This is a genomic window from Mesorhizobium sp. WSM4828, from assembly GCF_055811175.1.
Genome location: NZ_JBVVQK010000022.1, coordinates 80,824 through 100,911 on the forward strand (window position 1 = coordinate 80,824; position 20,088 = coordinate 100,911).

21 protein-coding genes are annotated in these 20,088 nt (G+C 64.1%); 13 read left to right on the forward strand and 8 right to left on the reverse strand.

The features are described from left to right. Positions 1–200: 200 nt before the first annotated feature. Positions 201–1,208, reverse strand: coding sequence for an aldo/keto reductase (locus AC0L2X_RS23010; RefSeq protein WP_352564222.1), 1,008 nt, complete (start codon positions 1,206–1,208; stop codon positions 201–203). 185 nt (positions 1,209–1,393) lie between these two features. Between AC0L2X_RS23010 and AC0L2X_RS23015 the strand changes: the two genes are divergently transcribed. From AC0L2X_RS23015 to AC0L2X_RS23045, 7 genes are all read left to right on the forward strand, one after another. Beyond that, positions 1,394–1,618, forward strand: coding sequence for a hypothetical protein (locus AC0L2X_RS23015; RefSeq protein WP_473560366.1), 225 nt, complete (start codon positions 1,394–1,396; stop codon positions 1,616–1,618). Between the two features lie 292 nt (positions 1,619–1,910). Then, on the forward strand, positions 1,911–4,409 hold the full coding sequence (ligD, locus tag AC0L2X_RS23020) for a DNA ligase D (protein ID WP_473560368.1): 2,499 nt from the start codon (positions 1,911–1,913) through the stop codon (positions 4,407–4,409). Between the two features lie 221 nt (positions 4,410–4,630). Continuing rightward, a complete protein-coding gene (gene ku, locus AC0L2X_RS23025; protein ID WP_473560370.1) occupies positions 4,631–5,545 on the forward strand; it encodes a non-homologous end joining protein Ku in 915 nt (304 codons plus the stop codon). Further along, entirely contained in the window at positions 5,542–6,636 is a 1,095-nt protein-coding gene (locus AC0L2X_RS23030; RefSeq protein WP_473560372.1) for a tetratricopeptide repeat protein, read from the forward strand. The genes ku and AC0L2X_RS23030 overlap by 4 nt, the downstream gene beginning before the upstream one ends. A gap of 1 nt (position 6,637) precedes the next feature. Next, positions 6,638–7,309 carry a hypothetical protein gene (locus AC0L2X_RS23035; protein WP_473560374.1) on the forward strand — a complete coding sequence of 224 codons (672 nt, stop codon included), beginning with the start codon at positions 6,638–6,640 and terminating at the stop codon, positions 7,307–7,309. Positions 7,310–7,525: 216 nt separating this feature from the next. After that, entirely contained in the window at positions 7,526–8,170 is a 645-nt protein-coding gene (locus AC0L2X_RS23040) for an alpha/beta hydrolase family protein (RefSeq protein WP_473560375.1), read from the forward strand. Positions 8,171–8,179: 9 nt separating this feature from the next. Then, positions 8,180–8,950, forward strand: coding sequence for an exodeoxyribonuclease III (locus AC0L2X_RS23045; RefSeq protein ID WP_473560377.1), 771 nt, complete (start codon positions 8,180–8,182; stop codon positions 8,948–8,950). A gap of 38 nt (positions 8,951–8,988) precedes the next feature. On the opposite strand, the gene AC0L2X_RS23050 is transcribed toward AC0L2X_RS23045, so the two are convergent. The 3 genes from AC0L2X_RS23050 to AC0L2X_RS23060 form a co-directional block, all read right to left on the reverse strand. After that, the gene (locus tag AC0L2X_RS23050) at positions 8,989–9,453 is read right to left on the reverse strand and encodes a GFA family protein (RefSeq protein ID WP_473560379.1); all 465 of its coding nucleotides are present in this window, start codon (positions 9,451–9,453) and stop codon (positions 8,989–8,991) included. 96 nt (positions 9,454–9,549) lie between these two features. Next, the gene (locus AC0L2X_RS23055; protein ID WP_473560381.1) at positions 9,550–9,753 is read right to left on the reverse strand and encodes a tautomerase family protein; all 204 of its coding nucleotides are present in this window, start codon (positions 9,751–9,753) and stop codon (positions 9,550–9,552) included. Between the two features lie 33 nt (positions 9,754–9,786). After that, on the reverse strand, positions 9,787–10,527 hold the full coding sequence (locus AC0L2X_RS23060) for an SDR family oxidoreductase (RefSeq protein ID WP_473560383.1): 741 nt from the start codon (positions 10,525–10,527) through the stop codon (positions 9,787–9,789). 100 nt (positions 10,528–10,627) lie between these two features. Here AC0L2X_RS23060 and AC0L2X_RS23065 point away from each other — a divergent pair, with 100 nt between their 5' ends. After that, complete coding sequence (locus tag AC0L2X_RS23065) at positions 10,628–11,533, forward strand: LysR family transcriptional regulator (protein ID WP_473560409.1); 906 nt, start codon at positions 10,628–10,630, stop codon at positions 11,531–11,533. Positions 11,534–12,275: 742 nt separating this feature from the next. Beyond that, complete coding sequence (locus AC0L2X_RS23070; protein ID WP_473560384.1) at positions 12,276–13,898, forward strand: ABC-F family ATP-binding cassette domain-containing protein; 1,623 nt, start codon at positions 12,276–12,278, stop codon at positions 13,896–13,898. Between the two features lie 61 nt (positions 13,899–13,959). Here the strand turns inward: AC0L2X_RS23070 and AC0L2X_RS23075 are convergent, their stop codons facing one another. After that, positions 13,960–14,391, reverse strand: coding sequence for an SAM-dependent methyltransferase (locus tag AC0L2X_RS23075; protein ID WP_473560386.1), 432 nt, complete (start codon positions 14,389–14,391; stop codon positions 13,960–13,962). 124 nt (positions 14,392–14,515) lie between these two features. Here AC0L2X_RS23075 and AC0L2X_RS23080 point away from each other — a divergent pair, with 124 nt between their 5' ends. The 3 genes from AC0L2X_RS23080 to AC0L2X_RS23090 all read left to right on the forward strand — a co-directional run bounded on the left by AC0L2X_RS23080 (position 14,516) and on the right by AC0L2X_RS23090 (position 17,172). Continuing rightward, on the forward strand, positions 14,516–14,686 hold the full coding sequence (locus AC0L2X_RS23080; RefSeq protein ID WP_023675693.1) for a hypothetical protein: 171 nt from the start codon (positions 14,516–14,518) through the stop codon (positions 14,684–14,686). A gap of 192 nt (positions 14,687–14,878) precedes the next feature. Further along, a complete protein-coding gene (locus tag AC0L2X_RS23085; protein ID WP_473560411.1) occupies positions 14,879–16,000 on the forward strand; it encodes a KamA family radical SAM protein in 1,122 nt (373 codons plus the stop codon). A gap of 377 nt (positions 16,001–16,377) precedes the next feature. Continuing rightward, a complete protein-coding gene (locus AC0L2X_RS23090; protein ID WP_473560388.1) occupies positions 16,378–17,172 on the forward strand; it encodes a hypothetical protein in 795 nt (264 codons plus the stop codon). Here the strand turns inward: AC0L2X_RS23090 and yghU are convergent. Continuing rightward, positions 17,169–18,056 (reverse strand): glutathione-dependent disulfide-bond oxidoreductase, encoded by an 888-nt coding sequence (yghU, locus tag AC0L2X_RS23095; protein WP_473560389.1) that lies wholly within the window; start codon positions 18,054–18,056, stop codon positions 17,169–17,171. The genes AC0L2X_RS23090 and yghU overlap by 4 nt on opposite strands. Before the next feature lie 229 nt (positions 18,057–18,285). Here yghU and AC0L2X_RS23100 point away from each other — a divergent pair, with 229 nt between their 5' ends. Beyond that, positions 18,286–19,191: a S1C family serine protease gene (locus AC0L2X_RS23100; RefSeq protein ID WP_352564250.1), complete on the forward strand. Its 906-nt coding sequence runs from the start codon at positions 18,286–18,288 to the stop codon at positions 19,189–19,191. A 15-nt stretch (positions 19,192–19,206) separates the two neighbouring features. Here the strand turns inward: AC0L2X_RS23100 and AC0L2X_RS23105 are convergent, their stop codons facing one another. After that, the gene (locus tag AC0L2X_RS23105; RefSeq protein ID WP_473560391.1) at positions 19,207–19,818 is read right to left on the reverse strand and encodes a hypothetical protein; all 612 of its coding nucleotides are present in this window, start codon (positions 19,816–19,818) and stop codon (positions 19,207–19,209) included. 43 nt (positions 19,819–19,861) lie between these two features. After that, complete coding sequence (locus AC0L2X_RS23110) at positions 19,862–20,026, reverse strand: hypothetical protein (protein WP_352661396.1); 165 nt, start codon at positions 20,024–20,026, stop codon at positions 19,862–19,864. Between the last annotated feature and the right edge of the window lie 62 nt (positions 20,027–20,088).

Here is a 20,088-nt window from a genome sequence, read left to right on the forward strand (position 1 = left end):
GACCCCGGAACCGGAATGGGATTTCCGGAAGGTTCCTTGCGTCGATTCATAAATGGAGTGTCCTTTGAGCGCCCAACTCGTGTTTGAAGGGACGCAACGGCGCTCCAGCCGGTCCACCGCGACGTTCTCCTCCGCTCGATGCCGGCCGGCGGATGCTAGCCAAGGCCGGAGCTTTGCGCAAGAACGGGAGAACGCAAGACCTACCGATCGATCATCACCATGGTGCGCTCGCCGTAGCGCGGACCGGCGACCTTTCCCGGCGCCAGCGCGTCGTCGAGCACCTGCATCTCGGCTGGGTCCAGCCTGATCGAAGCCGCGGCGACGTTCTCCTCGAGGTATTTTCTGCGCTTGGTGCCGGGGATCGGGACGATGTCGATGCCGAAGTCGCTCCCCTTGTGGAGCAGCCAGGCCAGCGCGATCTGACCTGGCTTGACGCGCTTCGCCGCGGCGATGTCGAGTACCGTGGCCGCCGCCTGCATGTTGGCGTCATAGTTGGCGCCCTGGTAGCGCGGATCGCCGCGCCGGTAATCGCCCTCCGCATAGTCTTCGGCGCGCCTGACGTCGCCGGTGAGAAAGCCGCGGCCGAGCGGCGAGAACGGCACCAGGCCGATGCCGAGTTCCTTCAGCAGCGGAATGATTTCCGGCTCCAGATTGCGCTCCCACAGCGAGTATTCGCTCTGCACTGCCGACACCGGATGCAGGGCATGCGCCCGGCGGATGTTGGCGGCGCCGGCTTCAGAGAGGCCGAAGAAGCGGACCTTGCCCTGAGCGATCAGCTCGCCGACAGCGCCCGCCACATCCTCGATCGGCACCGCCGGATCAACGCGGTGCTGATAGAGGAGGTCGACGTGGTCGGTGGCGAGCCTCCTCAGCGAACCTTCCAAAGCCTCGCGGATATGTTCGGGCCGGCTGTCGCGCTCGGTGCCGACTTGCTTGCCGTTTTCAATGCGGAAGCCGAATTTCGTCGCGATCGTCACCTCATCGCGCCGGCCCTTCAGCGCGCGGCCGAGCAGTTCCTCGTTGGTGAACGGCCCGTACACTTCCGCGGTGTCGAGGAAGGTGCAGCCGAGTTCGATGGCGCGGTGCAGCGTGGCGGTCGATTCCGCCTCATCGGCCGGGCCATAGGACTGGCTCATGCCCATGCAGCCGAGACCGATTGCCGAGACTTGCAGCCCCTGGCTGCCGAGTTTGCGCATCGTCAATGTCATGTGAAGTTCTCCGGATCAGCATCGCTTTCCAAGCCGCCAGGTTCAATATAGCGCACCGGCTCGGTTTCCACAGAGCGGGAGGCGCCACCGCGCGAGGGCTCGCAGCGGCCGCCAAATTGACAGCCGACCCGCTCTCGGCCATCCTTAAGGCACGCCGCCTTGCGGCTTGTGCGTGAGCAACCAGCATGGCCAGTTCCGTCGCCAGTCAGAAATCCAAGCGCGCCGCGGTGCGCAACGCGCTCGATCGCCACAAGGTCTACATCACCGCGCAGCGTTTTTCGGCCGGCAGCTACAGCGCGCGGGTGCTGGTCGACGGCGAGGCCTATTGGGTCGACGAATTCCGGCTCAGGCAGCTGCAGCAGGGCCTGTCGCCGGCCGAGCTCGAATTGACGCCGGCCACCGACGATTGAGCGTGGCGATTGGTGGCAGCGATGTTTCGGCTAGTCACCTGATGCAGTTAGCATCCATCTTTTCGAGCCGGCGTAGAGTTCTGTCGCGCCCCCCTCTGTCCTGCCGGACATCTCCCCCACAAGGGGGGAGATCAGCAGCTTCGGCGCCAGCCCTCCTTCTGCAACGTCGAAGATTAGCGAAGGTCGCCGTGACATCCAATCTCCCCCCGTGTGGGGGAGATGTCCGGCAGGACAGAGGGGGGCGCGAAGGAACGAGACGTTTGCACTTGGCTGCCGTGCTTTGGTCGAGCCCATGACCGCTCCCTCCAAGCTGAAGACCTATCGCGCCAAGCGCGAGTTCACGAGGACACCGGAACCAGCCGGCGGTCTGGTTGCCGGTGAGGGCAATCGTTTCGTCGTCCACAAGCATCACGCCACCGCCGATCACTACGATCTGCGCCTGCAGGTCGGCGACGTGCTGAAGAGCTGGGCGGTGCCGCGCGGCCCGTCGCTCAATCCCGCCGACAAAAGGCTGGCGGTCGAGACCGAGGACCATCCGCTCGAATATATCGACTTCGAAGGTGTCATTCCCGAAGGCGAATATGGCGGCGGGCCGATGATCGTCTGGGATACCGGCGTCTGGGCGCCGATGGACGATGTCGAAAAGAGTTTGCGCACCGGTTCCTTCAAGTTCAGGCTCGCCGGTGAGAAGCTGAATGGCGGCTGGATGCTGACGCGGCTGAAACCGAAGCCCGGCGAGGATGAGGGCAAGAAGAACTGGCTGCTGTTCAAGGAGCGTGATCTCGCCGCCGACGCCACACTCGACATATTGGAAGCCCGCTCGGAAAGCGTCAAATCCGGACGCCGCATCGAGGAGCTGGTGGCAGCGCCGAAGCCTGCCGCCAAACCTGCCAGGCCGATGGTGCTGAAACCCGGCGCTTTGCCGGGCGCCGTCAAGGCGGCGCCGCCTTCCCGGATCGAGCCGCAGCTGGCTACGCAGGTTCCGAAGCCGCCGGGCGGCGATGACCCCGCCGCCCGAACGGGCGAAGCCTGGCTGCACGAGATCAAGTTCGACGGCTACCGCACCATGGCGCATGTTTCCGACGGGAAGGTCAGGCTGATCACCCGCGCCGGCCTCGACTGGACGAAGCGCTATGGCGACCTGCCGCTTGCATTCGCCAGGCTGCCGTGCCGCGAGGCGATCATCGACGGCGAGGTCGTCGCGCTCGACGCCAAGGGCATCAGTCGCTTTGCGCTTTTGCAAGACGCGCTCGCCGAAGGCGCCGGCAACAAGCTCCACTTCTACGCCTTCGACCTTCTCTATCTCGACGGCTGGGACTTGAGACAAGCGCCGCTCCGCCGGCGCAAGGCGCTGCTTTCGCAACTGCTGTCCGGTCTCGGCGCCAATTCGGCCATCCAGCTCAGCGATCATGTCGAGGGCGACGGCCAGGCGCTTTATGACCAGGCATCCGAGATGGGGCTCGAGGGTGTCGTCTCCAAGCGCGCCACGGCAATCTACCAGAGCGGCCGCACCAAGACCTGGACCAAGACCAAGGCGCTCCAGACCGGCGACTTTGTCATCGCCGGCTACACGATCTCCGCTGCGGCAGAGGGGTTGGCTGCGCTTGGCCTCGGTGAATTCGAAGACGGCGAACTGCATTATCGCGGCAAGGTCGGCACCGGCTTCGATGCCGCGACCGCAGGCGAATTGCTGGCGCGGCTGGAGCCGCTAAGGGCGGGTGCATCCGCGCCCGAAGGGGTTCCCCGCGAAATCATGCGCGAGATGAACTGGGTGCGGCCGCTGCTTTCGGCGCATATCCACTACGCCAACCGGACCACCGACAATGCGCTGCGCCATGCGGTGTTCCGCGGCCTGCGCGACGTCGGCCTGTCGACGCCGGTTTCGGCCAAGCGCAAGCGGCTGATCGCCGAGGCCGACCTCGCAACAATCTGGGTGACCAACCCGACGCGGCGGCTGTTCGGCAAGACCGGCCCGACCAAGCTCGACATCGCAGTCTATTACGCGCTGGTCGGCGATTTCATGCTGCCGCATATCCTTGGCCGGCCGGTGTCGCTGGTGCGCTGCCCGACCGGCAGACCGCAGGACTGTTTCTTCCAGCGCCACGCCTTCACCGGCATGCCTTCCTCGGTGGCGACCTTCGAGGCGACCAATTCGGAGGGCGAGACCAAATCCTATCTCTCGGTGGAAGACGCCAAGGGCTATCTGGCTCTGGCGCAGTTCGGTGTCGTCGAGTTCCACACCTGGGGCACCCATCGTACGCGGCTCGACAAGCCCGATTTGATCGTTTTCGATCTCGACCCGGGCGAGGGGATCGTCTGGCGCGAGGTGGTGGAGGCGGCGGTGCATATTAAGGGCGAGCTGGAAGCGCTAGGGCTGGTGCCGTTCGCCAAGACCTCCGGGGGCCACGGCATCCACATCACAGTGCCGGTGACGCAAAAGCAGAACTGGAAGAAACTGCACCAGGCGACCAGCGCCATCTCCACGCATCTTGCCGCCACCGCGCCCGACACTTTCACCACCACCATGGGCAAGGACAACCGCAAGCGACGCATCTTCATCGATTATCACCGCAATGCGCGCGGCCACACTTCGGCGGCTCCCTATTCGCTGCGCGCCCGCACCAATTTGCCGGCCTCGACGCCGGTCAGCTGGAGCGATCTGGAGACCATCGACGCTCCGCAGGATCTGAATTATTCGTCGCTGCCGGGCCTGCTGGCGACGTCAGGCGATCCCTGGGCCGACATGGAAGATTTCGCCCGGGATTTGCCGGTGATAGGCACCGCGAGGTAGTCCTGCGGGCGCGGCGCCAGACTCCATCGACGCTCCGGAAAATTTGAATTATTCTTCGCGACGGACCTCTTGCCTGCAGGCGGCTCCCAGCGGAGGAAGATTTCGCTAGGGATTTGCCGGTATTGTAAGGGGCAATGTAGGATTTCGGCAGCCCCGTTCGTCCTGCGGACGAATGAACGCTGCGAACAGTTCGACAGCACAAGGCCGCGTAGGAGTATTTCATGGCGCCCAGGGCAAGTTGGAAGGGTTACCTCAAGCTCAGTCTGGTCAGCTGTCCGGTCCGGCTCTATCCGGCGACGAGCGCCAGCGAGCGCATCAGCTTCAACCAGCTGCACAAGAAGACGCACAACCGCATCAACATGAAGCCGGTCGACCCCGAGCTCGGGCTGGTCGAGCGTTCGGACCTGGTCAAGGGCTACGAATACGAGGACAAGCAGTACATCATCATCGACGATACCGATCTCGATGCGGTGCGCATTGAATCCAACCATACGATGAACATCGAGGCCTTTGTCGACGAGCATTCGGTCGACGTCATCTACCAGGACGCGCCCTATTACCTGGCGCCGGATGGCGCAATGGCCGAGGAGACCTTTGCCGTGCTGCGCGAAGCGATGCGCAAATCCGGCAAGCTGGCGATCGCGCGCCTGGTGCTGTCCAGCCGCGAGCGCGTCGTGACGATCGGCGCGCGCGAGAGCGGCATGTTCGTCTGCACCTTGAGGAATCCGAACGAAGTGCGTGGCACGGCTGAATATTTCGGCAACATCCCGGCCGGAAACCCCGATCCGGAAATGCTGCAATTGGCCGAAGCGCTGATCAAGCAGAAGGAAACCACCTTCGATCCGAAGAATTACGAGGACCGCTACGAGATCGCGCTGATGACGATGATCCGCGAGAAGCTCAAGGGCCACAAGCCGATCATCGCGGCCGCCCCTGAGCGCGGCAATGTCATCAATCTCATGGATGCGCTGAAGGCGAGCCTGTCGCAATCGGCCAAGCCGCCGGCCAAGTCGAAGAGCAAGGCCGATGAAACCGCCAAGCCTGCGGCGAAATCCGCCAAGGCCGGGGCCGGCGCGACCAAGGAAAACCCGCTCAAGGCGAACCTTCTCAAAGCCGTCGGCAAGAGCAAGGCGTGACGGCTCTCGCCGGCACGGTCTTCGGCATCGTCGGCGCGCTGGCGGCCTTTCCGCTCAGGCTGGCGACGCGCGAGGTCGAGCGCCAGCACGGCCAGTTGCGGCGCGGCGTCACTCGGCGCACCACCCATGTCGTGTTGGGCCGCATGTTGCTCGCCAGGGCCGGCGATGGCGAGATCGAGCGCCGCGTCGCTGCGGAACGTGCAGCCGGGCGCAGGCTGGTCAGCGAGAACGGCTTCCTGCGCCTGCTCGGGCTGATGAAGGCGCCGGAGGCTTCGGCGCTGTCGCGGCAGTCGCTGATCGACCAGTCGCGGCTGACCGGCGCGGATCTCGACTTCTTGTCGCTGTTCGATGCCTTCGAGCATGATTGTGAACCGTATTCCTTCCGCGACCTGATCCTCGCCCGCAAATATGCCGGGCTGGTCGCCGGCGGCGCCTCTTGGGGGGCGATCGCACGGTCGGTGCACCGCTCGGGCCCGATCGCTTCGCTCACTGCCAAGTCGCTCAATGTCGGCTCGCAGCACGGGCGGGCCGATGCGATCTATCTCGAGGGCGGTCAGAGCGAGCTCGACGGCCAGCTGCTGTTCGATTTGGGTTCGCAGGATGACGACACACTGGAAGAGCTGTTCGCCGATGCCGAGGCGGCGGAAGAGGCTGAAGACCACGAGCAGGCCGCGGTACTCTACCAGCGCTGCCTGGCCATCGACCCGAGCGATGCCATCGCCGCTTTCAACCGCGCCAACTGCCTGCGCGCCGCCGGCCACGCGGCGGAGGCGGCGCACGACTATGCCCGCGCGATAAAGCTCGATCCCGGGTTCGTCGAGGCCTGGTTCAATCTCGCCGGGTTGATGAGCGAAGAGGGGCGGGTGGCGTCGGCGCGCCGCCATTTGCTCAAGGCGATCGCATTGGATGCGAAGTACGCCGATGCGGTGTTCAACCTTGCGAGGCTGGAGTTCGACGCCGGCAATCTCGCCGAGGCGCAGCGTCGCTGGGTGCGCTATCTCGAGCTCGATGCCAATTCCGAATGGGCGCGCATGGCGGCCAAGGGGATACAGTTCGTCGATTTGCAGCTGGCGCGGATGTCGGCTTCCTGAGATGCTCGACGCAAAGACCATTCGAATACGGGTTGCTGACGAGCTACATACGCGACTTGGCGAGGGTTGGTTCAAACCGGACGGCACCAAGCTCATCGTCTCGACAGTAGATAACCTGACCGATTTTGGCATCGAGTTGGATTGCTATACGGACCGCCGATATGGCCAATACGACTGTTCGATCGCAGCCGTTTTCAAATGGAAGAAGTTTTCTAGGCTATGGAAGGATTTTGATGCTTGGTATGAGATCAAGGATCCGAGTTCAGCTCAGTTCAAGACCAAAAGCTCTCGACAACTGAGCCATCCATTTCTCAGGGTGGGTTTCGATACCATTGACGGGGATTTCGTCAAAGGTCGGGATACCTTCTGGGTGGCGAATGAAGTGGATCTCGATGCGTTTGTAGTCCGATGCGTTACCGACATTGACGGCAAGGTCGGCGCATGGATCAGGAAATGGTTTACCTGGGCCTCAGCGCTGGAAGTGATGGACGGCAATGAACAATTGTGCGGCTCATGGCGTGATACAGCATATTTCTGCCTGCTGGAACAGGTTCACGGGCGTGAGGTTGCTTGCAAATGGGTAGGTGACATTGATGCGACTGGCTGGCCCGAATTTCTGGCCGCTCAGGTCGAGTATCTTCAGCTACAGGTTTGCGGTGGGGGCTCCGTATAAAAGGATCGCAATGCCTGCGCTTAAACACCCCCCTCTGTCCTGCCGGACATCTCCCCCTCAAGGGGGGAGATCGGCAGCTTCGGCGCTCCGCGTGCCTTTCAGCTTTGGTGGTTGGGGAAAACGCCGACGTCATCCAATCTCCCCCCTTGAGGGGGAGATGTCCGGCAGGACAGAGGGGGGTGCGAAGGAACTCGGCCTTTATCTGCGGGCCACCCCATGACCACCTTTCTCTTCGACGGCCCCGAAACCGCTGCCATCACTATCCTGCTCGCCCACGGCGCAGGCGCTTCGATGGACTCGCCCTCGCTGACCGCCACGGCAAAAGCGCTCGCGGCGGCCGGCTTCCGCGTTGCGCGCTTTGAATTCCATTACATGGCGGCCCGCCGCTATGGCCACCGCAAGCCGCCGCCGCGCGCCGAGACGGTTAACCCGGAATACATCAAGGCGATCGCCGACCTCCGGGCGAAGGGCGTGACGGGTCCGCTGATCATCGGCGGCAAGTCGATGGGCGGACGCGTCGCTTCGATGATCGCCGACGAGATGTTTTCGAAGGGCGAGATCTCGGGCCTGCTTTGCCTCGGCTATCCCTTCCATCCGCCGGGCAAACCGACGCAGCTTCGGACAAAACACCTCGCCGATCTCAAGACGCCGACATTGATCTTCCAGGGCACGCGCGACGAGTTCGGGACCAAAGACGAGGTCGCGACCTATGCTCTGTCAGACGCAATCGAGATATTCTGGCTGGAAGACGGCGACCATGATCTGAAGTCGCGCAAAAACATCTCCGGTTTCTCCACCGCCGATCATCTGAAGACGCTCGCTGATGCGGTGAAGGCGTGGACCGAACGCATCGTGCGCTGAAGCAGGCCGATGAAGATCGCCACCTTCAACGTCAACAACATCAACGGCCGGCTGCCGAACCTGCTCGCATGGCTGGCCGCCGCCAAACCCGACATCGCCTGCCTGCAGGAGCTCAAGACCAGGCAGACGCAGTTTCCGCGCACCGCGCTGGCGGCCGCCGGCTACGGCGCGGTTTGGGTCGGGCAGCCGACCTGGAACGGCGTCGCCATCCTGTCGCGTGGCTCAGAACCCGTTCTGACCCGCGAGGCGCTGCCCGGCGACGATAGCGACCAGCAGGCGCGCTACATCGAAGCGGCGGTCAACGGTATCGTCGTCGCGTCGCTCTACGCGCCGAACGGCAACCCGCAGCCCGGCCCGAAGTTCCAGTACAAGCTCGCTTGGCATGAGAGGCTGGAGGCGCATGCGGCGCAGTTGCTCGACACCGCCCTGCCGGTGGTACTGGCCGGCGACTACAACATCGTGCCCGAGCCGCGCGACATCTACCCGACCCGCTCCTATGACGACAACGCGCTGGTGCAGCCGGAAAGCCGGGCATCGTTCCAGCGGCTGCTCGACCAGGGCTGGCTTGACGCGCTGCGCAAGAAGCACCCGACGGAGACGCTCTACACATTCTGGGACTATCGCCGCAATCGCTGGCCGCGCGACGCCGGCCTGCGGCTCGACCATATCTTGCTTTCGAAGAAGCTGTCGCGCCGGCTGGTAGCGGCGGGCATCGATCGCGACGTGCGTGGCGAGACCGGCGCCAGCGACCACGCGCCTGTCTGGGTGGAGTTGAAGTGAGGCACGAAAGCTGGCGTCGCCTTCCGGGCGGCGGACAGTCAGGTTGGCCGCGCCGCTTCGCGGGCGAAGGCCTCGATCAAAGGGGCGTATCCCTCGAGGTCGGGCTGCGTAGCGAAACTGTGGGTAGCGGCGGTCGAAGCCCAGGGCAGCTTTTCCGACGTGAAGACTTCGACGAAAGGCACATACCAATGGTGCTCGTCCAGCATGGTCGCACGAATGTTGACGAGAAAATCCAGGCCATGCGGACGCGTGAACATCCAGTTCTTGCAGTGCGGGCAATAGAGCTGCCGGTGCGGGCCGTGCAGGCCGCCGAGCACCGGCTCGCCTTGCGTTATGGCGAAACCGTCGCTGGGCACAGCGATGGTCAGGGAATACGCGCTGGCGCTCAGTTTCTGGCAGCCGGTGCAGTGACACGCCATTGTCAGCAAAGGCGGGGCGCTGATGCGAAAGCGTATTCCGCCGCACAGGCAACCGCCGTCCCAAGGTAGCTTCCAATCGTCCATTGCTAGCCTCGCGTTAGCTCTGCCAGCGATCTAGCGCGCGACCGCCAAGCTGCAATCTCCCCCTTGACGGTCCCACGAGGGAGGAGATCGGCAGCTTCACGTCCTTCCCCCAGGGATCGTGAACACCACGTCGGCGCGGCCGTAGCCGCCATCGGCGACCTCCTCGATCAGCACCATCGTGTAAGGGCGCACGCCTTCGCCGAACATCTCGACGAACAGGGCTGTGGTCTTGTGGACGAGGTCCTCCTTCTGTCCGACGGACAGCGCGCGCTCAGGCACCTTGAAATTTGCAAACGGCATGATGTCGATTTCCTGTTGGTTGTGGAGGTAAAGTCAGACCGTGCCGCCATTGGCGCGCAGCACCTGGCCGTTGACCCAGCCACTGTCCGGTCCGGCGAGGAACGACACCACGGCGGCGATGTCGGTAGGCTGGCCGACCCGCCCGAGCGGGATCATCCTGGTGATCGTCTCGACCAGTGCCTCGGACTTGCCTCCGAGGAACAGATCGGTGGCCACCGGCCCCGGCGCCACGACATTGACGGTGATGCCGCGCGGCCCGAGTTCCTTGGCCAGCACATGGGTCATCGCCTCGACGCCGGCTTTGGTGGCAGCGTAAACGCCGTAGGTCGGCTGGTAGAGCCCGACCACGCTGGACGAGAAGCTGATGATGCGGCCGCCCTCGCGCAGCCTTCTTGCGGCCTCGCGCATGCCGCGGAAGACGCCACCGAGATTCACCGCGACCTGCTGCTCGAAACCGGTGTCGTCCATCTGCGCGATCGGCGCGAGCTTCATGATGCCGGCATTGTTGACCAGCACGTCGAGGCCGCCAAAGGCCTGCTCGGCTGCGTCGAACAGATGCGCCGCGCCCTTGGGATCGCCGACATCGGCCTGGACGGCGATCGCCGTGCCGCCTGCCGCCTCGATCCCGCGCACCACGCCTTCGGCGGCTTCGGCGCCCCTGGCATAGTTGACGACGACCGAAAAGCCGTCGCGTGCCAGCCTTCTGGCAATTTCGGCGCCGATACCCTTCGAGGCGCCGGTTACCAGCGCCACCTTTCCATTCCGCGTAGCCATGTCAGCTCTCCAATTCTTGTCGGCTGAAAATAGGCGATAAATCCTGCGGGATAATCGCTCGGGACTTGCCAACACCATTCGGATATGGCGAACAATGGCGATGGACAGTCTCGACCGGATGCGCCTGCTTGCCCGTGTGATCGAGCGCGGCAGCTTCACCGCGGCGGCCGCCGATCTGTCGATGTCGCGATCGACCGCGACCGAGGCGATCAAGGACCTCGAGGCGCGGCTGGGGGTGAGGCTGCTCGAACGCACCACGCGCCATGTCAGGCCGACGTTGGACGGCCAGGCCTATTACCAGCGCTGCCTCGCCATCCTTGCCGATGTCGAGGATGCCGAGGCCGGCTTTCAATCGGCGCAGCCGCAGGGCCTTTTGAGGATCGACGTGCACGGCTTCATGGCCCGCCATTTCATCCTGCCGCGGCTCTCCGAATTCCTCGACCGCTATCCCGGGATCGACCTCCATATCGGCGACGGCGACCGGCTGGTCGATCTGGTGCGCGAGGGCATCGACTGCGTGCTGCGTTCCGGCGAACAGGCCGACAGCGGCATGATCGTGCGGCGGGTGGCAACATTGCGCGAAGTCACCTGCGCCAGCCCCGCCTATCTCGAAAAGCATGGCGTGCCGGCAACCCTCGACGATCTCGAAGGCCATCTGATGGTCGGCTTCCGCTCGTCGCGAACCGGCGAGGTCATGCCGCTCGAATTCACCGTCGGCGGCGCGTTGCGATATGTCAGCCTGCCCAGCCGGGTGACGGTCAACGGCTCCGACACGATGGCGGAGCTGGCGCGTCTCGGCTTCGGCCTGGTGCAGGCGCCGCATTACCGCTTCGCCGGGGATTTCGCACGCGGCACGCTTGTCGAAGTGCTGCCGGACTACCCGCCGTCACCGACACCGCTGTCGGCGCTCTACCCGCAGAACCGCCAGCTCGCGCCGCGCGTACGCGTGTTCATCGACTGGGTAACCGGGATTTTTGGCGAGGATGGGACATCGGGCCGGCTGTGATCGTGCACCGGCCGCCGGCTACTTTGCGAAGGGCGATCGGACGAGATAGATATCACGCTTGGGTTTAGTGACAAGATCGGGACCGGGCGGCGAGCCGGTGCGACTTGAGGGCGGGCGCGCCGCCGGCGCCCATGAGGTGACCGGCCGGATCGGGTGATGGTCCTGCTGCAACCAACGTGTTGACCGAATGCAGTAGCCAATAGGGAAGCTCCAGTGAGAAGATTTCTTATAGTCGGCGCGATTATGCTCGCAACCTACGGCGCCTCGCACGCCCAGACGGTGGACGAAGGCATCCACCGCGACGCTCATGGGCCGTCGACGATGTGCGGTTTCCATGGTGCTGACGCAATGGATCTGGTCAAGCAGGTGAGGGCGTCTCCAGCCTTGCGTCGGGTTGCTGCCTCATCGCGCTTCGAACTGTTCGTTTCTGCTGACGGGCTGACGCAGTGGAGTTTCACAAGGCCCACCGAACAGGCGTATCCCGCCATAACCTGCAATCACCTCAGCAGGGACCGGCAGGGCAGTTTGTACCAAACACGGACTATGCGATGCGAAGCGGGTCGCCGGGCATGCGATAGGCTCTTTGCCGAGTTCCAGCAGCTGGACGAGCGATTCCGGCGGGCGATGCGCAAGTAGGGTTCAGACAATTTGGCGCGGGGCGCCTCGCCACTTGCGGGCTTCCGCAAGCGCGGCCTATCGCGTATTGGCGCGGGACCTCTCCTTTGGCCTTTCCCGGAAAACCATGATTCGTCTCGAAAGCATCAGCAAGCAGAACGGCAGGCAGATCGTCTTCATTGAAGCCTCCGCGGCGTTGCAGAAGGGCGAGAAGGTCGGGCTGGTCGGGCCTAACGGCGCCGGCAAGACGACGCTGTTTCGCATGATCAACGGCGAGGAGCAACCCGACGAAGGCCAGGTCTCGGTCGATCGCGGCGTCACCATCGGCTATTTCAGCCAGGATGTCGGCGACATGTCCGGCCGCAGCGCCGTTGCCGAAGTGATGGACGGCGCCGGGCCGGTGAGCGAAGTGGCGGCCGAGATGCGCGAACTCGAGCATGCCATGGGCGATCCCGATTGCGCCGGTGAAATGGACGAGATCATCGCCCGCTACGGCGAGGCACAGCATCGCTTCGAGGAGCTCGACGGCTACGCGCTGGATGGGCGTGCCCGCGAGGTGCTGGACGGCCTCGGCTTCAGCCAGGAGACGATGGACGGCGACGTCCGCAAGCTGTCGGGCGGCTGGAAAATGCGCGTGGCGCTGGCCAGGATCCTTTTGATGCGGCCCGACGCCATGCTGCTCGACGAACCGAGCAACCATCTCGACCTCGAAAGCCTGATCTGGCTGGAGCAGTTCCTGAAGAATTATGACGGTGCGCTGCTGATGACCTCCCACGACCGCGAGTTCATGAACCGCATCGTCAACAAGGTGGTCGAGATCGACGGCGGTTCCCTGACCGCTTACTCCGGCAACTACGAATTCTACCAGCAGCAGCGCGCGATTGCCGACCGGCAGCAGCAGGCGCAGTTCGAGCGCCAGCAGGCGATGCTGGCCAAGGAGATCGCCTTCATCGAGCGCTTCAAGGCACGTGCCTCGCATGCCGCCCAGGTGCAGAGCCGGGTGAAGAAGCTGGACAAGATCGACCGTGTCGAGCCGCCCAAGCGGCGCCAGAAGGTGTCGTTCGATTTCCAGCCGGCGCCGCGCTGCGGCGAGGACGTGGTGACGCTGAAGAACGTGCACAAGGGCTATGGCAGCCGCTCGATCTACGAGGGATTGGATTTTCAGGTGCGCCGCCGCGAGCGCTGGTGCATCATGGGCGTCAACGGCGCCGGCAAGTCGACGCTGCTGAAGCTGGTGGCTGGCGCTTCCGAGCCGGACAATGGCACGGTGGCGCGCGGGCCCAGCGTCAAGATGGGCTATTTCGCCCAGCACGCCATGGAAGTGCTGGAGGGCGAGCGCACCGTGTTCCAGACACTGGAAGACGCGTTTCCGCAGGCCGGTCAGGCGCCGCTCAGGGCACTGGCCGGCTGCTTCGGCTTTTCCGGCGACGAGATCGAGAAGAAATGCCGCGTGCTGTCGGGCGGCGAGAAGGCGCGGCTGGTGATGGCGTTGATGCTGTTCGACCCGCCCAATTTGCTGGTGCTGGACGAGCCGACCAACCACCTCGACATCGCCACCAAGGAGATGCTGATCACGGCGCTGTCGCAGTACGAGGGGACCATGCTGTTCGTCTCGCACGACCGCCATTTCCTGGCAGCGCTGTCGAACCGGGTGCTGGAACTGACGCCCGAGGGCATCCACACCTATGGCGGCGGCTATACCGAATATGTCGAGCGCACCGGGCAGGAGGCGCCGGGGTTGCGGAGCTGAGGCCGGCTCTGCCGCTAACGGTTACCTAGCGCTCGATTCCGGAAGCGAAAGCATGAGCTGCTCAGACGTGTATCGCAATTTCGCGCAGCGGATCGCCGCCGTCGATGAACAGCCGGCCTTGCGCGGTCAACGCGGCGCCGAGCCGTTGCAGGGCGATTTTTCCTGCTTCGGGATGACGCCCGTCCAGCGCGCCGACGCGCACCGCAACGGCAATGTCGAAGTGCTTCTCGTCCGCCTCCAACTCGAAATCCTCGATGGCGACCTGGCGAAGACTCAGCCGGCCTGCCGCAATCTCGGCGCGTGAGGCGGCCCCGGCCTGTGCGATGGCCTTGGCCGAGCGGTCGATCGCCAGCACGTGCCCGTCGCCGATCCGGCGCGCGATCTCGCGCGCTGCGGCACCCGGTCCGCAGCCGATCTCCAGCACTCGCATGCCCTGCCGCAAGGGCAGCGCATCGACGATGGCCAAAAGCCTTGGCGACAAGTCGTTCGCCATACCCTCTTCTCCAGCTTTTTCGCGATCCGAGATTAGCGACCACGCCCGGCGACGGGAAGGCCGAGAGACGCGGGCATTGCCGATGGGGTCAGCTGGTGTTTTGGGTACTGGTTGAGGAGGGGGAATGATCGACATCGAAGAGGTCGACGATCCGGTCTCGACCGCGGGCGACCGGGCGGACCCCGAGCGGCCCGGCGTCGTTGACCTGAGGGGTAGGGAGGGAACTGGCGCCGAGCCTAACCGGTTGGGGGGTAGATCACCGGCCGTTTATGTGTATACGCTCAAGCTAATATAAGAGCAAGCTAATGTTTTGCGTCAGCGATGTGGGCGATTGTCCTGATCAGTGGCCGGTTGTGGCTTCCTGCCGCGCCCTCCAACCCGGCCAAACACCGCTTATTGCCTTCAAGTCCTGGCTCCAATGCTGTACCCCGGCCCGAAATTCAAGGAGCCTGCGATGACCTCACATCCCGACATCCCCGACGCCGGCATGGCGGTCGATGCGGCCGGCGTGGCAGCCGATGACCGGCGCGCTCGCGAGGCGGATGCCGCATGGCAGGACGATGTCCGCGAGGGCGTGCGGCATATAGGCGATCTGGATTCGCTGCCGCTGTCGCCGGCCGAGCGGGCGGCGGCCGAAGCCGCGGCCACGCGCCACAAGGTTCGCATTCCCAAGTCTTATCTCGACCTGATCGACTGGAACGACCCCGCCGATCCGATACGGCTTCAGGTCATCCCGTCGCCCGACGAACTGGCAGAACAGGAGGGCGAGCTCGACGATCCGATCGCCGACCACCCCTTCAGTCCCGTGCCGAGATTGACGCATCGACATGCCGACCGGGTTCTGTTGTTCCCGACCTATCAATGCGCGGTCTATTGCCGGTTCTGCTTTCGCAAGGAGCAGCTGACCTCGATCGGCCGCGGCTATACGCGCGAAGCTCTCGATGAAGCCTTCGCCTATATCGCGGCCCATCCGGAAATCCGCGAGGTGATCCTGACCGGTGGCGACCCGCTGTCCTTGCCGGATAAGGCGCTGGCGGAAATCCGTGCCCGCGTCGAGGCGATCCAGCATGTGCGGCTGTTGCGCATCCACACTCGCGTGCCCGTCGCGCTGCCGTCGCGCGTCACCGGCGGGCTGGTTCAAGCCCTGCAAGGCCGACTGATGGTCACCGTCGTCACCCATTTCAACCACCCACGCGAAATCACCGAGGCGACTGAGCGGGCCTGCCGCACGTTGCGGCAGGGCGGCTTCGTGCTGCTGAACCAGAGCGTTCTGCTGAAAGGCGTGAACGACACGGTGGAGGTGCTGGAAGAGCTGTGCCGCGAGCTGATGTATCGCCTTGGCGTCAAACCCTATTACCTGCACCACGGCGATCTCGTGCGCGGCATGGCGCACCGGCGCACCACGATCGCCGAGGGCCAGGCGCTGGTCAGCGCCTTGCGTGCGCGCCTGTCGGGCATCTGCAATCCCGTCTACGTGCTGGACCTGCCGGACGGCGGAGGGAAAGTGCCGCTCGGCCAGTCCTATCTCGAGGCCCGGGAGGGGGAGACGTGGCGGATACGTGGCCAGGATGGGGCGGTGCGGGCGTACAGGGAGGTTGCTGGGGAGTAGGGGGGCGCGCAGCCGCCGAACCGTCGAGGTCGCGTTCAGCTTATGTAGTAATGTCCCATATAGATATCATGGTCTAGACAGGACATGTTCGGTTCTGGGAATGTGCATTGGACGTTCCGCTAGTTTAGTCAACTAATATATATCGCCCAACTGATGTCGTCGTTTTTGGGCTAGCGGGAAAACCTGCCTGCTGCTTGTACGACGGTGCCTAGGGGCACATTTTACAATCGGCTGGCAAAGCTCGCTTTTGTTGATGTCAGCCTAAATCCGGCCGGTGTTTCGATGCGGTGCTGAGGCTATAAAGCTGTTCAACCGGGCGGCATCGAGACGCATTTCGGCCGGTCGAGAGGGTTGTGGTGATCGACGGAACGCCAAATGTGATCTTGCTGATCGGCAGCGCCCCGGATGTGGTGCGCTGCGCGGCCTGGCCCAAGCAGGCCTTCGGCAAGATTGTCGCCATCAACAACGCCTGGCGCGTGCGCCCTGACTGGGATTTCCTCGTCCATGCCGGCGATTTCCCGGCGGAGCGGATGCCGCAAGGCGATCCCCTGCAGCAGGCGCAGATCTTCAGCGCCTCGCATTACGTGCCGGCGCAAAACAGCTTTGGCGGCTTCGTCTATGCCGGCGGCACTATGTCGATGACGGCGGCCTACTGGACGATCCACAGCCAGAAGCCGGACGTGCTGGCATTCCTTGGCTGCGACATGATCTACGACCAGCCCGGCAACACGCATTTTTACGGCGTCGGCCGCGCCGATCCGCTGCGCAACGACGTCACCCTGCGCAATCTCGAGGCGAAGTCGGCCCGCCTGCTCATCCATGCGCTTCGGCGCGGCTGCCTGTGCGTCAACCTATCCGACCTGCCCCGCAGCCGGCTGATCTTCCCGCGGCTGACGCTCGATGAACTCGGCGCGCTTTCTTCCTCGCAGCTTTCGGAAATGAAGGCGGAGATGCTTGCCGGGCTGCGGCTCGATCAGGCGGAGGAGGCCGACAGGATCGAGAAGGAACTCGGCTATTTCTTCGAGGATGGCATGTACTGGAAGCACCTCGACAAACTCGACGAGAAATTCCTGGCCAGCATCGACCGGCTGTGGATGGCGGCGGTGGAGGCGGGCCAGCCGAAGCTCCCGATCTCCCCCACAAGGCGGGAGATCGGCGCGTCGTCCGCTTAGCTTTTGGCCGCCGCGAGCTTGTCTTGCGTCTTCGTCTCGAAATCGCTGGCGTCATGGCGCTCGTGCAGCTGCATCGAAGGCTCGCCGAAGGTGCGGTTGACCATGCGGCCGCGCTTGACCGCCGGCCGCGCGTCGATGGCGTCGGCCCAGCGCTGCACGTTCTTGTACTGCTCCACCTGCAGGAACTCGCCGGAATCGTCATACATGCGGCCCTTGGCCAGCCCGCCATACCAGGGCCACACCGCAATGTCGGCAATCGTGTAGTCGCTGCCGCCTAAATACTCGCTTTCGGCGAGGCGCCGGTCGAGCACGTCCATCTGCCGCTTGGTTTCCATGGCGAAGCGGTCGATGGCATATTCGATCTTCGTCGGCGCATAGGCGTAGAAATGGCCGAAGCCGCCACCGAGATAGGGCGCCGAGCCCATCTGCCAGAACAGCCATGACAGGGTCTCGGCGCGAGCCGGCTGCTCCGTCGGCAGGAATTCGCCGAATTTTTCGGCGAGGTAGAGCAGGATCGAGCCGGATTCGAAGATGCGGACCGGCTTTTTCCCACTGCGGTCCATCATGGCCGGGATCTTCGAGTTGGGGTTGACCTCGACGAAGCCGCTGCCGAACTGGTCGCCGTCGTTGATCCTGATAAGCCAGGCGTCGTATTCGGCGCCGCTGTGGCCGAGCGCCAGAAGTTCCTCCAGCATGATCGTCACCTTGACGCCGTTCGGTGTCGCCAGCGAATAAAGCTGCAGCGGATGCTTGCCGACCGGCAGCTCCTTGTCATGCGTCGGGCCGGCGATCGGCCGGTTGATGCTGGCGAAGGCGCCGCCATTTGGCTTGTTCCAGGTCCAGACTTTTGGCGGCGTGTATTGGTCCGTTGCGTAGTCGTTCATTCGGGAGGCCTTTGGAAGGGTTGGGTTGGGAGGATATCAGAGTATCAACTTGGGTAATGGCGGAGGAACTTTGCATAGGGCAGCTTCGGATAGCCGTAGGTACAGATAGGGCTGCCGGCGCTGTTGCAAAACCCCGGCGCGAACGGCGCGGCGCCGGCCCCTTGCGCCTGATCACCTGCGCCATACCTATAGCCCATATCAGCCTGCGAACATTGCCAGGAACCAAAGCATGAATATCGAACCCCTTTTGCGATCCATCGTGGCCGTCCGCGCCACCGTGCCGGAGGACGCCTTCACGGCAAACGCACTTGGCACCCGCCGCGAGGGCAGCGGCGTGGTCATCCGCGGCGACGGGCTGGTGCTCACCATCGGCTATCTCATCACCGAAGCGGAGGAGGTCTGGCTGGCCGACCAGGACGGGCGCGTGGTTCCCGCCCATGCGCTCGCGTACGACCAGGAGTCGGGCTTCGGCCTGGTGCAGGCGCTGGCGCCGCTCGGGCTGCCCGCCATTGCACTCGGCGATGCGTCCAGGGCGAAGATCGGCGATCCCGTCGTGCTCGCCGACGGCGTCGGCCGCTCGGTGCGGGCGCGGATCGTCACCAAGCAGGAGTTCGCCGGCTATTGGGAATATCTGCTCGACGAGGCGATCTTCACGGCGCCGGCTCACCCCTCATGGGGCGGCGCCGGCCTGATCGGCGCGGATGGCAGGCTGCTCGGCATCGGTTCGCTGCGCCTGCAGATGAGCCGCAACGGCGAGGTCGCCGACATCAACATGGTTGTGCCGATCGATCTGCTGCCGCCCATCCTCGACGATCTGCTGACGCGCGGGCAGGTCGCCAGGCCGCCGCGGCCCTGGCTCGGCGCCTTCTCGGCCGAGAGCGACGGCAAGGTCGTGGTAATGAGCGTCGCCGAGGGCGGTCCGGCCGCCCAGGCGGGCCTTCGCCAGGGCGATGTCATCTCGGATGTCCGCGACACGGCGGTCGACGGGCTCGCCGATTTTTATCGCAAGCTTTGGAAGAGCGGCCCGGCGGGCGCCGAGATCCCGCTCCGGGTGCTGCGCGACGGCCGCGAAACCTGGCTGCGCGTCAAGTCCGCCGATCGCAACAGCCTGCTGTGGAAGCCGCCGCTGCAGTGAGGCAACCGAAACCTCTCACTCTCCGCACGCGCTGAAGCCAGTGCCCGGGGTCCATTCCGCAAATGGGATGACCTTGCCTTCGACCGATACGGTCGCTTGCCTGGTGGTGCCGTCCGCCAGTTTCTTGCTGCTTTTGCCCTTGCCGGTCAGCACATTGTAGTCGCAGTCGCCGGCAACATTGTCGTCCATGTAATCCCAATACTCGTAGGCGAAACCGGCGACGACGAACGTGCCATTGCGCCAGGCGAGCGTCAGCGTCTTGTTGGTCCGCTCGCTGCCGATCTCCATCGCCGGGATATAGAGCTTGATCGAGCCGTTGGGGAGCGCGGTGAGTTCTGGCTCGGTGTCGGATGTGGCGGGGCCTGGCCGGTCGTAGTTCTTCCATTCACCGTAAATCTGTTCATGCACGACCCCGGCAGGTCTGAGAAAATCGCCGTCGCCGTCCCTGAGGAACAAATGCAGGTCCATGGGATGGCCGGGCTCGGTCTCGACGATCATCGCCAGATCGGCGGCACCGTCGCCGTTCCAGTCGCCGGTCGCCGCCGTGATGATCTTCTGCGTCTCGATCGGCTCCGCCAGGGCGGCGGCCGGCAGCAGCAGGACCAGACCGAATATTGTCGATCGCATGTAAATCCCCCGAGCTTGGGCAGGCCTGAGACGCAAGCGCTTCTCAGGAGGCCCGGCTCTGCCGCATCTCGGAACGGCTCGTCTCGTTGAGCAGCCGGCAGAGCGAAACCGCTTCACGACGACTCAGGCCGATCAGCGCGATTTCCGAAAATTGCGCCGGCAGATCATGAACGATGTCCCACACCATCCATCGGCCGTTCGGCTCCATGACACATTCGTAGCGCAATAGTTGTTCCTGCATCCGACCCCCGGCTTTGCTCACCGGACTGG

What these genes read in the sequence shown, in the direction of transcription:
- AC0L2X_RS23010 (WP_352564222.1), bottom strand. Translation starts at nt 1,208, where the DNA reads ATGACATTGACGATGCGCAAACTCGGCAGCCAGGGGCTGCAAGTCTCG.
- AC0L2X_RS23015 (WP_473560366.1), top strand. Translation starts at nt 1,394, where the DNA reads ATGGCCAGTTCCGTCGCCAGTCAGAAATCCAAGCGCGCCGCGGTGCGC.
- ligD (WP_473560368.1), top strand. Translation starts at nt 1,911, where the DNA reads ATGACCGCTCCCTCCAAGCTGAAGACCTATCGCGCCAAGCGCGAGTTC.
- ku (WP_473560370.1), top strand. Translation starts at nt 4,631, where the DNA reads ATGGCGCCCAGGGCAAGTTGGAAGGGTTACCTCAAGCTCAGTCTGGTC.
- AC0L2X_RS23035 (WP_473560374.1), top strand. Translation starts at nt 6,638, where the DNA reads ATGCTCGACGCAAAGACCATTCGAATACGGGTTGCTGACGAGCTACAT.
- AC0L2X_RS23040 (WP_473560375.1), top strand. Translation starts at nt 7,526, where the DNA reads ATGACCACCTTTCTCTTCGACGGCCCCGAAACCGCTGCCATCACTATC.
- AC0L2X_RS23045 (WP_473560377.1), top strand. Translation starts at nt 8,180, where the DNA reads ATGAAGATCGCCACCTTCAACGTCAACAACATCAACGGCCGGCTGCCG.
- AC0L2X_RS23050 (WP_473560379.1), bottom strand. Translation starts at nt 9,453, where the DNA reads ATGGACGATTGGAAGCTACCTTGGGACGGCGGTTGCCTGTGCGGCGGA.
- AC0L2X_RS23055 (WP_473560381.1), bottom strand. Translation starts at nt 9,753, where the DNA reads ATGCCGTTTGCAAATTTCAAGGTGCCTGAGCGCGCGCTGTCCGTCGGA.
- AC0L2X_RS23060 (WP_473560383.1), bottom strand. Translation starts at nt 10,527, where the DNA reads ATGGCTACGCGGAATGGAAAGGTGGCGCTGGTAACCGGCGCCTCGAAG.
- AC0L2X_RS23065 (WP_473560409.1), top strand. Translation starts at nt 10,628, where the DNA reads ATGGACAGTCTCGACCGGATGCGCCTGCTTGCCCGTGTGATCGAGCGC.
- AC0L2X_RS23070 (WP_473560384.1), top strand. Translation starts at nt 12,276, where the DNA reads ATGATTCGTCTCGAAAGCATCAGCAAGCAGAACGGCAGGCAGATCGTC.
- AC0L2X_RS23075 (WP_473560386.1), bottom strand. Translation starts at nt 14,391, where the DNA reads ATGGCGAACGACTTGTCGCCAAGGCTTTTGGCCATCGTCGATGCGCTG.
- AC0L2X_RS23080 (WP_023675693.1), top strand. Translation starts at nt 14,516, where the DNA reads ATGATCGACATCGAAGAGGTCGACGATCCGGTCTCGACCGCGGGCGAC.
- AC0L2X_RS23085 (WP_473560411.1), top strand. Translation starts at nt 14,879, where the DNA reads ATGGCGGTCGATGCGGCCGGCGTGGCAGCCGATGACCGGCGCGCTCGC.
- yghU (WP_473560389.1), bottom strand. Translation starts at nt 18,056, where the DNA reads ATGAACGACTACGCAACGGACCAATACACGCCGCCAAAAGTCTGGACC.
- AC0L2X_RS23100 (WP_352564250.1), top strand. Translation starts at nt 18,286, where the DNA reads ATGAATATCGAACCCCTTTTGCGATCCATCGTGGCCGTCCGCGCCACC.
- AC0L2X_RS23105 (WP_473560391.1), bottom strand. Translation starts at nt 19,818, where the DNA reads ATGCGATCGACAATATTCGGTCTGGTCCTGCTGCTGCCGGCCGCCGCC.
- AC0L2X_RS23110 (WP_352661396.1), bottom strand. Translation starts at nt 20,026, where the DNA reads ATGGAGCCGAACGGCCGATGGATGGTGTGGGACATCGTTCATGATCTG.